Raw genomic sequence first — 12,573 nt, 5'->3', positions numbered from 1 at the left:
AAAGGAGAGACACCGTGACTGACTCGAGCGACATAGCCATCGTGACCGGAGCGGGAAGCGCCGAGGGAATTGGCGCCGCGACGGCGCTCCTACTCGGGCGCAACGGCATGCGCGTCGTCGTCACCTCAACGACCGAGCGCATCCAGGACCGCGTCGCCGACCTGAGACGGGCCGGCATCGACGCCCACGGGGTGGTGGCCGATCTGACGGGGCAGCTCGGGGTGGACGCGGTGCTCGAGGCCACGCGCCGCGCCTTCGGCGAGCCGACCGTCCTGGTCAACAACGCCGGCATGACCTCAGTGTCCACGACCGACTCCCCCGCTGCGATCGACGACATCACGATCGACCAGTGGACGATGTCCCTGGACCGCAACCTCACCACCGCGTTGCGGATGATGCGGGCCGTGGTGCCCGCAATGAGAGCCGTCGGTTACGGCCGCGTCGTGAATGTGTCGTCCCTCTCGGGTCCCGTCATGGCGTACTCCGGCGACGTCGCTTACCATGCCGCCAAGGCCGGGATGCTCGGGCTGACCAGGGGTGCTGCGGTCGATGTCGCCGCCGCCGGCATCACCGTCAACGCAGTCGCGCCCGGATGGATCGTCACGTCGTCCTCCAGCGAGCACGAGATCGCGATGGGAGCGGCGACTCCCATTGGGCGCTCAGGAACCCCGCTGGAGGTCGCGGCCGCCGTGGCGTTCCTCGCCGGCCGCAGTGCGTCCTACATCACAGGCCAGCTGCTGGTCGTCGACGGAGCCAACTCGATCGACGAGGAGCGCGGGGCCTAAGCACTCCGCCGGTCCCGCCTCGCCGACATCTCGTTCACCGCCGACGCCCAGTCGGCGACACGAGTGCGTACCAGGATTCCTACCGGCGCGACGCCGAGCGAGATCTGGAACGCAGCTCAGTTCTCTGGCCGCGGCGCGCTCCAGGTCAATTCGGTGCTCGGGCCGGGCAAGAAAACAGCATCACGCCCGAAATTGCGCCCCGCGCGGCGACGTCCCCGCGTGCATGCTGAACAGCGTCGGCGGTCCGTCGAACGTCACCTGTCTCACCCGTTTCGCCACTCGACTGTGCTTCGAGCTGGTCGATCGTGCGAAAGCCGACCTGCCATGATCAACGCGCTGCCCTGCGTGTGCCGTGGGCGTACACCCGGTCAGGCCGATCGATGTGATTCATTCGAAGACCGAGAGCCTCGGCCTCCGTTCTGCTGTGTGAGACCTGATGAAGACGCGATCTGCGACAGTCAGTTCTCGTCTGACGCGCGTTGTGAAAGCGATGTGGATTCTCCCTGAACCACACGCAGACGTTCCTCGACCTGGTGAACGCTCTCTGCATCGGAGCCTGCGTCCTCGGAACCTCGAAGGAGCGCTTCGACGATGGCGTGTCCGCTGAAGACGATGTCATAGTCGACGGTGGTGATCGTCGGTGTCATCGATTGAGCGATGGAGGAGTTGTCCACCCCGATGACGCCGAGATCGATCGGGACGGATCGACCGAACCGTGAGCCAGCCCCGATGACCGCCATTGCGACCTCATCGTTGTATGCCGCGATCCCGATTCGCTCCGGAGGCAGACTTCGGAGTGCGTTCTCGGATCCGCCGCGTTCGAGCGCCACATGCAGCGTCGGGATGATCGTCACACCACGCGATGCCGCGAACCGCGTCACGCCCTCCTCGCGCGGAAGGGCGAACTTCCGCTCCCTCGCGGCAACGGGTACAGCGACTCCGAGGATGTCGTAGCCGGCTTCGATGAGGTGCTCTGCCTGGAGTCTTCCGATGGCCCGGTCGATGGCCGCTTGCACCGAGGTCGACTGAACGATCAGATGCACTCCTTGAGCGAGGAGGCGTCGACGCTGCTCCTCGGAGAGCGGTGCGAGGCTGACGACGCCGAAGGGCTTGAGCCCGAGGATCGTGTCTTCGAGGAGGGTCTGCGCACCCACGAACTGCAGGAGGTTCGTCAGTCCGGCCTGCGCGAGACCCGCACTGACGACGTCGACCAGCTCGCGGAGCCTCGGATTGAACGTCACATCGGGGATCAGGGTGATGACGATGTCGCTCGTCCCACGTGCGAGGGTCCTGCCCGCGAGCGACGGCCGGTAGCCCAGCGCAGCGGCGGATGTCCTGACCCGGGCGATGGTCTCCGGCGTGAACAGGTGATCGCGTCCGTTCAGGATCTGGCTCACGGTCGACCGGGACAGACCCGCGTGACTCGCGACCTCAGCACTGGTGGTCATGCGCCCTCCTTCCGGCGAGTTCAGCTTCGCATGATTCCCGGGCCTTTCGATGCCAGCGAAGGACGGACGCCGCTGACCCGGCAACGCGTGGCCAGATCCCTTGAACTACACGCGCGACGAACCACTACCCGCACCGCTGAGGATCAGCACGGCTGGTCGGCGCGGACGCTCTCAGATGCCGAACGAAAGACAGGCGGTGCTCGTACGCCTATCGGCCTGGTGCATCTCGGCCAAGGCCAACGGGTCGATGACAGACGGACAAGAGGAAGGCACGAAGACGCTCGCCCGACGGCCCCCAGCTCGAGCAGGAGCCGCGAGAACACGCCGAGAGTGGACAGGAGTCCGGGCCGCGACCGCCTTCGGACCCGGACGCGCTTCGAGGAGATTGACGCGCGTCAAATTCTATGATTGCGTCAAGGCTCTGCACGTTCTCCCGCGCAGATCAGAGTGCTGTGAGGCGCAGAGAAGGGCCCCGACATGACCGAATCCCACATCAGCTCCCCAGGAGGAGCACAGTTCATCGCTGCAGGTCATGCGGCAGCGGAGGGAGACCCGGTCCCTTATTTCCGGCGCGTCTTCCACGTCGGCGAAGGGCTGAGGTCCGCGCGCCTCCGAGTGACGGCACTGGGCATCGTCACCAGTCTCGTCAACGGACGGCGTGTCGGAGCGGATGTCCTTGCTCCCGGGTGGACCTCCTACCATCACCGAATCGCCGTCTCCGAGTACGAGGTGACAGGAGACCTCGGCGAAGGTGACAACGTCCTGGGTGCGCTCGTCGCCGAGGGATGGGCGGTGGGAAACATGGGATATGAACTCAAGCGGCACCACTACAGCGATCGCCCGGCGCTCTACATGGAACTGACTTTGGACTACGGGGACCGCACTGAGCTGATCGTCACCGACGACTCGTTCCGCGTCGGTGAGGGAGCGGTGCGCTCGGCGAGCATCTACGACGGCGAGACCTACGATGCTCGACTGGAGCCGTCGGGTTGGCAGACGCCCCAGTTCGACGACGCCACCTGGTCCCGCGCGACCGTGCACGATTCCAACCTCTCCGCGCTCATCGAGGACGGCCCGCCCCCCATTCGTCGGATCGAAGAGCTTCGAGCGACGTCCGTCATCAACACGCCCGCAGGCCGTACCGTCGTGGACTTCGGTCAGGTGCTCACGGGGTGGGTTCGACTGAGGGTCACGGGTCGACCAGGTCAGACAGTGACGTTCCGTCACGCCGAGCTCCTCAACGCTCAGGGAGAACCTGAGTACGAGACCCTCCGTACGGCGAAAGCCACGGACAGCTACACGCTCCGAGGCGAAGGCGAGGAGACGTGGGAGCCCGCCTTCACCTTCCACGGATTCCGCTACGTGGACATCGAGGGCTGGCCGGGGGACCTCGACCCTGCGGACCTCGTCGCGGTGGTCGTTCACAGTGACATGGAGCGGACCGGATGGCTGGAGACGTCAGATCCCCTTCTGAACCGACTGCACGAGAACGTCGTATGGTCGATGCGCGGAAACTTCGTCGGAGTCCCGACCGATTGCCCGCAGCGCGACGAGCGCCTGGGATGGACCGGTGACATCCACACGTTCGCGCCCACGGCGGCCTTCCTCTACGACGTGCGTGACGTCCTGGGCTCCTGGCTGCAGGACGTCGTTGCGGAGCAGCGCGAGAAGGGATTCATCCCCTTCTTCGTCCCCGATGTGTCGGGCCTTCCCTCGGCGCCCACCGCCCAGTGGGGCGACGTGATCGTCGGGCTGCCGGTGATCCTGTACCGGGAGTACGGGGACGAGGGGTTCCTTCGCCGTTACTGGTCGGCGATGACCGCCTATGTGGATCAAGTCGAGTCGCTGCTCGATGCGACGGGGCGGTGGAGCTCAGGGCACCAGTTCGGCGATTGGCTCGACCCGGACGCGCCGTCCGAGGACGCAGCCGGCGGCAAGACGGATCGATACCTCGTCGCGACCGCCTGCTTCGCGAAGACCGTCAGTCAAATGGCCGAAGCGGCACGCGTGCTCGACCTCCACGACCAGGTGGCTCGATACACGACCCTGGCGCGCCGGGTTCGGGACGCGTTCCGCGACGAGTACGTGTCGCGCTCGGGTCGGCTGGTCAGCGACTCTGCCACCGCCTACTCCTTGGCGATCTGCTACGACCTGCTCGACCCGCAGCAGCGCGAGCACGCGGGCGCTCGCCTGGCGCAGCTCGTGACGAAGGCCGGATACAGGATCTCCACCGGATTCGTCGGGACACCGCTCGTCGCCCACGCCCTCTCGGACACCGGTCACGTCGACGTCGCTTACCTCCTCCTCACGGAACAGGAATGCCCGTCCTTCCTGTACCCCCTGACCCAAGGCGCTACGACCATCTGGGAGCGATGGGACGCGATCCGCCCCGACGGTTCGCTGGACTCCTCCGGTCTGACTTCACTGAACCACTACGCGCTCGGATCCATCGCGCAATGGATGTACCGCGTCATCGGTGGCCTCGAAGCGCTCGAACCCGGCTACCGGCGCATGAGGATCGCGCCGCAGCCGGGAGGCGGCCTCACCTCCGCGGAACTCGTGCACGACACCATCCGCGGCCAGATACGTGTGTCCTGGAGCAAGACCGCCGGTGAGCTGACGGTGACGGTGACCGTACCGGAGGGCGCATCGGCAGAAGTCGTCCTCCCCGATCACCCCGTGGCTTCGACGCTGGAAGTGCAGTCAGGAACGCACACCTGGACATACGCCGTCAGCGAGGAGCAGCGCGAGACATACACCTTCGACACGTCGCTGCAGACACTCGCCGCCGATAGGACTGCGTGGCGGGCGCTGACCCAGGTCTTCAAGAAGCACCTTCCGTTCCCTATCGATGCATCAGGAGCGGAAGCTGCGAGCATCACCGTTGCGATGCTGCTCACGGCCATTCCCCACAGCACTCCAGAGCTCGAGAGCGATCTCCGGGCGGCTCTGGCGTCGCTGTAACAGGTCGGACCCGCGCGATAGGTTCGTACAGAACCGGAACCGTCACTTCACGTTTCGTCGGCAGCCTCCCTGATACTCAGCACAGCAGCGCCCGGGAGGCTGCCGACCAGATGAGCGAAGTCTTCGTGGAAGACCGGCGACCTGCGACTTATCCTTTGTGAGGGCAGAGCGGGATCGCCTGGTTCCGGGTCGCTGAGCACGCCCGAACGCTCCTCGGCTACTGGCCGGCCCGTTCTCCTCTGCCACCACGACCAGGGTCGTTGGCCCTGGCATGCCGACGGTACGGCCAGGTTGCCGGTCAGTCCGATCGCACCAGGTGAGCGCCGAACCTCCCGAGACGCCGGACACCCCTGCGCAGACCGAGGCACACGCTGCATCCCGCCGGCCCGGAGAGCAGGGTCCGAGCACGTGAAAGAGCCTCCCTCGGAGCGGACGCCACTACTCGCCCCTCGATCAGCCTCGGATGCTGGATGGAGAGTGAACCGCATCCGCGACGGAAGAGCACTCGCCGACGGCCTTCTCCGAAGTCTCGGTGAGGTTGTGCTCAGAGCGCTCGGTCTCGCGCGGTGGGTGAGCAGACATGCCAAGCCCGTGCCCGCTAGTGGCTCGTGTCGATATCAGATCGCCGTCTGCGAAGCGGGACTCCCTCAGCGTGGATCGCGTCGGCACATGGGAACCGCCAGCCACGACGTTCGCGTGTGCGATTCAGCACGCAGGGGTGTCCGTACGCCTCGGTGCTCGCTCGAACCTCGATAGACGCCACACCGCAAGAAAGACCTTCGTCCAATAGAGAAGCGGCTGAAGAGGGCGATACCTCTTCAGCCGCTCCTGCGTGCTGTGACGATCTGGTCCGCGTGACGGCCGAGCCAGTTCCTCTGCCACCACGTTTCAAGACGAACGACCATCAGAAGTCGTTCCTCGGCAGACGGACGGCTTTCCGATTCCGCAGAGCTTCCCGGTAGGTTCAGCTCGAGTTATCGGACGCCACGCACTCGAGATGCGGTGACGGCAGCACCGAGGGCGAAGAGGCCTCCCACGATGAACAGGGCGGTGTAGTTGCCCGACCCTCCGCCGATGGCGAGGAGTAGCGGTGCGATCACGGGACCGACAGCAGTCGCGATGGTCCCGGAGATCTGGTAGATCGACAGCCATTTCCCACCCGCTTCCGGATCCGGAAGCACCTCCGAGGCGAGAGCGAGATCCACCGAGTTGAAGGCGCCGGAGCCGGCCGAGAGCAGTACTGCTCCGATGATGTAGACGCCGAAGTCCGGCGCGAAGGCTGCGAGAACCATGCCCGAGGCGATCATGGCTGACGCGATGTAGATGAAGGGCTTACGACGGTGCAGCTTGTCGGAGAGGAAACCGCCCAGGATGGTGAATCCGACGGTGGCGAGCAGCGCCAGACCGCCAGCTACAGCCAGCTGCTGTCCTGCTTGCTCCACGGTGAATCCGAGCCGATCCAGCAGGTAGTACAGCTGATAGGTGCTGAAGAACGCCGTTCCCACGCCGATGCAGAGCTTGCCGATCCACACCCAGGTGAAGTCGAGGTGCTTCAGCGGGTTGAAAAGGAGAGACCGCAGTGCCGTTGCGAGTCTGACGGACTGGAAACGCTCCGGCGCGGGCCGGTCCGGAACGACCACGATCCACAGCGCCACGCCGACCGCGAGGACCCCGACAGGAAGCAGGAAGAGGAGCAGGAGGTTGCCGATGAGGAGACTGCCCACCAAGGTGGCGAAGACTCCAGCAATGGACGCCATCACACCGCTCAAGGCTCCGAGCTTCCCTCGCTGCGCTTGCGGAACGAGCTCGGCCAGCGCAGGGTTCAGTGCAACGCTCACGAGCGCCACGCCCAACTGCGCGACGACGTAACCGAGCAGGACGATCGGCACGGTCGGCGCAGTCGCAATCACGAACGCGCTCACTGCGAAGGCGGCGAGGCCCAGCAGGAGGAAAGGCCTGCGACGCCCCCAGGAGAACTTGCTGCGGTCGCTCAGAACTCCCAGAATCGGGCCGATCGGCAGAAGAACGACAGCACTGATTCCGACGATCAGACCGAGGGCGGTCTCCTTGCTTGCCGGATCGATCAGTTGGATCTTGTAGGGAAGACTGAACAGGGCCGGCATGAACAGGCACAGGAAGAAGCCGAAGTACGTCAGGCCGTAGGTGAAGATGAAGCCCGGGCCCACCTTGGAGACTGGTGCTTCGACACCAGCGCCATCGGCCGCGTCTTCTGCGCGCAAGGTGAGTTGCGAGACCTCCTCGATGGGCGTGTTGCTCGGCACGTTGCTCGCCGCGTCTTTGCGTCTCATTGATTTGCCTTCATCCTGGGCCCGTCATCGGGCACTCTGGTCCGTCGGGCGACTGCGCTCGGCCGGGTCTTCGGACTCAGGGAAGCACTTAATTTGACGCGCGTCAATACCGATCGAGATCTCTGACGCAGGCGCCGCTCGACACCGCGACCGGACTCGATTTCGTCGGATCATCGTCGATGCCGGATCACCCGCGCCCTCGGAGTGCAGGCGACGACCGACCTATTTGACGCGCGTCAAAGCATGTGCTTGGCTGCGTGAATCGTGGTCGCGAAGTGGCCGCGTTCGGAGAGGACGACGATGACCGCCGCAGCTCGCTCGACAGAGCACCGTGCACTCGACCAGTGGGAATTCCAGGCGGAGGGCGCGACGGAGTGGCGCTCGATCCGGCTCCCGCACGACGCCATGATCAGCGAGACCCGGACGCCGGACGCGCCGGGCGGCCCCGACACGGCGTACTTCCCCGGCGGCCGATACGTCTACCGGACGGTGTGGAACGCCGATGAGACGTCGTCCCCCTTCGTCGGCTTGCGCTTCGAAGGCGTGCAAGGCGACGCGACGGTGTCCGTGAACGGACAGCTCGTCGGGACAGTGCGCAGCGGCTACGTGGAGTTCGAACTCCCCGTCGAGCACACGATCGTCTGGGGCGCGGAGAACGAGATCGTCGTCGTGGTCGACAACGAGAAGCAGCCGGCGAGCCGCTGGTACCCCGGATCAGGTCTCTACCGCTCCGTTCATCTCGTCCTCCGCCCGGCCATTCACATCGCACCCGACGGGCTGCGGGTGCGGACACTCGCGTTCTCGCCCTCATCTGCGACCGTCGAGGTCGCTTGCCTTCTCGAGAACGCCGACGACCGCGTACGTGTCGACATCGACCTGCTCGACGGAGACATGGTCGTCGCTTCGGGCTCGGCCACCGGCTCACAGGCGACCGTGACGCTTTCGGTTCCGGATCCGAAGGGTTGGTCGGCCGACACGCCCTTCCTTTACGACCTCGCCGCCCGCGTCGAGATCGACGGCGAGACCGTCGACAGTCGTCACGAGCGCGTCGGACTGCGAACCCTCTCGGTCGACGCTCGGCAGGGACTGCGCATCAACGGCGAGACGGTGAAGCTGCGCGGCGCGTGCATCCATCACGACAACGGCGTCCTCGGCGCCGCGACCCATCGCGCGGCGGAGTACCGCCGTGTACGCAAGCTCAAGGCGGCCGGTTTCAACGCCATTCGCAGCGCACACAACCCGATGTCCCGCCACCTGCTCGACGCCTGCGACGAGCTCGGCATGTACGTGCTCGACGAGCTCGCCGACTACTGGATCGTCTCCAAGACCAAGCACGACTTCGCTTGGCGCTTCCGCGACACGTGGCGCGAGGACGCCGACCGCCTCGTCGAGAAAGACCGGAACCGGCCGAGCGTCGTGATGTACGCGGCCGGCAACGAGATCCCCGAGACCGCGAAGCCCGAGGGTGTCGCCCTCACCCGCGAGATCACCGCCTACCTGCACCGCCTCGACCCGGACCGGCCGGTGACCGTCGCCACCAACCTCTTCCTCAACCTGATGGTGTCGCTGGACAAGTCCCCCTACAAGGAGGATTCGGGCGCTGAGACCTCCATGGCGGGAAGCACTGAGGCGAACGTCATGATCAACCAGATCGGGCGGATGATGGACATCGCCTCGCGGCTCCCGAAAGCCGACAAGGCCTCCCGAGAGGCGTTCGCTGAGGTTGACATCGCCGGCTACAACTACGGGATCGGACGGTACCGGCACGACGTCCGGGCCTATCCGGACCGGGTCATCCTCGGATCGGAAACTCTTCCGAGCGATGTGCCTCGAGCGTGGGAGCTCGTCAAGAAGCACCCGGCGATCATCGGCGATTTCGTCTGGGCCGGCTGGGAGTACCTCGGCGAAGCGGGCGTCGCCGTCTGGGTGCCCGGCAAGAAGGCGGGACTGTCCAAGCCCTATCCCTACCTGATCGCAGGACCTGGGATGTTCGACCTCATCGGACAGCCCGACATCACCTTGCGCGTCGCCCAGGCGGCTTGGGGAGTGCTCGACGCCCCGGCCATCGGCGTCCGCCCACTCGATCGAAGTGGCACCCCGATGGTCAGGTCGGCGTGGCGGAGGACCGACGCGGTCGAGTCCTGGTCATGGCGCGGCTGCGAAGGCCGCACGGCGGAGATCGAGGTCTACTCGATCGCTGACGAGATCGAGCTCCTCCTCAATGGCCGCAGGATCGGACGTCGTCGCGTCCGGCGCGGCCGATTCGTTGCAGCCTTCACCACCGATTACGAGCCTGGCACCCTCACCGCGGTCGCCTACCGGAATGGCACTGAGGTCTCCCGCTCGACGCTGCGGACTGCAGCTGCGAACGTCGGCGTGCGGATCGAGACCGACTCGACCCGGATCGAAGCGGCAGGGGACGACCTCGTCTTCGCCGAGATCACACTCGCGGATGAGAACGGCATCGTCGAGATGCTCGTCGATGAACCCGTCGCGGTCACGGTCACCGGTCCTGGCGAGCTGATCGGACTCGGAACGGCTGCTCCTGCGACGGCGGAGGACTTCACCGCCTCACGGCGGACCACCTTCCGCGGACGCGCACTCGCCGTGGTCCGCCCGACAGGTGAGCCGGGAACCATCACCATCACCGCGCAGGCGCAGACCCGAGGTCGCGCAGAGCGCACCGTAACCGCACACGACGACCGCCGAAGCGACCGCTTCGCAGCAACCGTCACCTCCGACTGACCAGATCCGCGACGAGAAGAAGGCACACCACGTGATCAACGGCGACTCCACACCCGAACAGGAATCGGCGCTCGACGGCCCGGCGATCTCCTCGCTCTCCGCTGAGCGGAAGGCCGGCCTGCTGTCCGGCCTCGACTTCTGGCAGACAGAGCCGATCCCCGAGCTCGGCGTCGGCTCCACTGTTCTCGCCGACGGAACCTACGGCCTCCGCCACCAGCAGGGACGGTCCGACCACCTGGCAGTCTTCGAGAGCGAACCGGCCACCTGCTTCCCGCCCGGAGTCGCGGTCGGCTCGAGCTGGGACCCGACGGTGGCAGCTCGCCTCGGCGCTGCACTGGGTCGCGAGGCTCTCGCTCAAGGTGTGGACGTCGTCCTCGGTCCCGGCGTCAACATCAAGCGGTCGCCGCTGTGCGGACGGAACTTCGAGTACTACTCCGAGGACCCCCTGCTCGCCGGCGTCCTCGGCACCGCCTTCACCCGCGGCCTTCAAGACGAGGGGCCCGGCGTCTCGGTCAAGCACTTCGCCGCCAACAACCAGGAGACCAACCGGCAGACGATCAGCTCCGAGGTCGACGAGCGGACGTTGAGGGAGATCTACCTCCCCGCGTTCGAGCGCATCGTGACGGAAGCCGCACCCGCGACCGTCATGACTGCCTACAACAAGATCAACGGAGTGTTCTGCTCGGAGAACGCCTGGCTCCTGACCGATGTCCTCCGGGAGGAGTGGGGTTTCGAGGGCCTCGTCCTCTCGGACTGGAACGCGGTCGTCGATCGCGTCGCAGCGCTCGAGGCAGGTCTCGACCTCGAGATGCCTGGCGGCGACGCCTCGCACGACGAGGACCTGCGGATGGCGATTGCCTCCGGACGGCTCGACTCGTCCGCCCTCGACGCCAGCATCGCGCGCGTCGCCGCCCTGGCCCGCCGCCCGCGCCGGCCACGGCCCGCCATCGACCAGGACGCACATCACGAGCTCGCCCGCGACCTCGCCCGGGAATGCGCCGTCCTGCTCAAGAACGACCGCACCACACTGCCGCTTCAGCCGAGCACCCGCCTCGCCGTCATCGGCGAGTTCGCCGAGACCCTCCGCTTCCAGGGCGGCGGCAGCGCACACGTGCACGCCACTCGCGTCGACAGCCCGCTCGAGGCCATTCGCGATCTCGCCGTCGAGGAGAGCGTCGCTGTGGAGTACTCCCCCGGATTCCGGACTCGAGGCTCCTCGAGCCCGGAACTCCTCGAAGACGCGATCACCGTCGCTCGTCGCGCCGACGTCACCGTCGTGTTCGCCGGTCTCAGCGAATCGGCGGAGTCGGAGGGCATCGACAGAGGCGACATCAAGCTTCCGATCGACCAGGTCGAACTCATCCGCGCGGTCGCCGCGGTCGCATCGCGCACGGTCGTCGTGCTCTCCAACGGCGGAATCGTCTCCCTCGAAGGGTGGCACGACGACGTCGACGCCGTCCTGGAGGGCTTCCTCCTCGGCCAGGGAGGCGGACGCGCGCTCGCAGAGATCCTCTTCGGTCGGGTCAACCCCTCCGGGCGCCTCGCCGAGACCATCCCGCTGCGCCTCGAGGACCACCCGAGCAGCATCAACTTCCCCGGCGAGCAGGGCCACGTCCGCTACGGCGAGGGAGTCCTCGTCGGCTACCGGTACTTCACGACGACCGAGACCGCGACCCGGTACCCCTTCGGACACGGGCTCTCCTACTCCACGTTCGATGTCACCTCTCCGCGGCTCGAACGCGTCGGCGAGGATGCAGCCACCGTGACGGTGACCGTCACCAACACCGGGACCCATGCCGGAAAGCACGTGGTGCAGGTGTACGTCGCAACCGAAGCCGGGCCGGTACGACGACCGGCCCGCGAGCTCCGCGCCTTCCAGAAGGTCGAACTCGACGCCGGAGAGAGCACCACCGTCCGCCTCGAGCTCCCCCGTCGATCCTTCGCCTACTGGGACATCCGGCACGGCCGATGGCTGATCGCACCGGGAGCACACCTCGTGCAGATCGCTGCGGATGCGGACACCGTCCTCCACGAGCTCTCGCTCGACCTCTCCGGAGACGTCGTGATCACCGCGCTCACCATGGACACCCCGCTCGGGGAGTGGTTCGAGCACCCTCTCGTCGCCGACCGCGTCCTCCGCACTCTCGGCTTCGACACGGTCGAGATCTCGCCCGAGCACATGGCGATGATGACGTCGATGACGATGACCCAGTTCCTCGCCATCTCCGGAGCGCCTGTTCCGCGGAACGAACTGGACGACATCATCGCCGACAGCCACCCGTCCTGAGCTCCCCGCCCTCCTACTCCTCCCAGTACCGCGGC

At 66.3% G+C, this 12,573-nt stretch carries 6 protein-coding genes; 4 read left to right on the top strand and 2 right to left on the bottom strand.

What is annotated here, in order from left to right; translation table 11 throughout:
* Nucleotides 1-14 precede the first annotated feature (14 nt).
* Nucleotides 15-785 carry an SDR family NAD(P)-dependent oxidoreductase gene (locus GSU72_RS04020; RefSeq protein ID WP_159983914.1) on the top strand — a complete coding sequence of 257 codons (771 nt, stop codon included), beginning with the start codon at nt 15-17 and terminating at the stop codon, nt 783-785.
* A gap of 458 nt (nt 786-1,243) precedes the next feature.
* On the opposite strand, the gene GSU72_RS04010 is transcribed toward GSU72_RS04020, so the two are convergent.
* Nucleotides 1,244-2,233 carry a LacI family DNA-binding transcriptional regulator gene (locus tag GSU72_RS04010; RefSeq protein ID WP_159983912.1) on the bottom strand — a complete coding sequence of 330 codons (990 nt, stop codon included), beginning with the start codon at nt 2,231-2,233 and terminating at the stop codon, nt 1,244-1,246.
* Nucleotides 2,234-2,710: 477 nt separating this feature from the next.
* Here GSU72_RS04010 and GSU72_RS04005 point away from each other — a divergent pair, with 477 nt between their 5' ends.
* Nucleotides 2,711-5,197, top strand: coding sequence for a family 78 glycoside hydrolase catalytic domain (locus GSU72_RS04005; RefSeq protein ID WP_159983911.1), 2,487 nt, complete (start codon nt 2,711-2,713; stop codon nt 5,195-5,197).
* Nucleotides 5,198-6,171: 974 nt separating this feature from the next.
* Here the strand turns inward: GSU72_RS04005 and GSU72_RS04000 are convergent.
* A complete protein-coding gene (locus GSU72_RS04000; protein WP_159983910.1) occupies nt 6,172-7,506 on the bottom strand; it encodes an MFS transporter in 1,335 nt (444 codons plus the stop codon).
* A gap of 264 nt (nt 7,507-7,770) precedes the next feature.
* On the opposite strand from GSU72_RS04000, the gene GSU72_RS03995 reads away from it, so the two are divergent.
* Both GSU72_RS03995 and GSU72_RS03990 read left to right on the top strand, forming a co-directional pair.
* Nucleotides 7,771-10,251 (top strand): glycoside hydrolase family 2 TIM barrel-domain containing protein, encoded by a 2,481-nt coding sequence (locus GSU72_RS03995; RefSeq protein ID WP_244255962.1) that lies wholly within the window; start codon nt 7,771-7,773, stop codon nt 10,249-10,251.
* Between the two features lie 31 nt (nt 10,252-10,282).
* Nucleotides 10,283-12,538: a glycoside hydrolase family 3 C-terminal domain-containing protein gene (locus GSU72_RS03990; protein WP_244255961.1), complete on the top strand. Its 2,256-nt coding sequence runs from the start codon at nt 10,283-10,285 to the stop codon at nt 12,536-12,538.
* Nucleotides 12,539-12,573 lie beyond the last annotated feature (35 nt).

Source organism: Rathayibacter sp. VKM Ac-2760 (assembly GCF_009834185.1).
GTDB lineage: Bacteria > Actinomycetota > Actinomycetes > Actinomycetales > Microbacteriaceae > Rathayibacter.
This window is presented reverse-complemented; position numbering and strand designations above follow the sequence as displayed.

Bases quoted from the DNA above. Each gene is read 5' to 3' on its own strand.
- GSU72_RS04010 (WP_159983912.1), bottom strand. From the start codon at position 2,233: ATGACCACCAGTGCTGAGGTCGCGAGTCACGCGGGTCTGTCCCGGTCG.
- GSU72_RS04005 (WP_159983911.1), top strand. From the start codon at position 2,711: ATGACCGAATCCCACATCAGCTCCCCAGGAGGAGCACAGTTCATCGCT.
- GSU72_RS04000 (WP_159983910.1), bottom strand. From the start codon at position 7,506: ATGAGACGCAAAGACGCGGCGAGCAACGTGCCGAGCAACACGCCCATC.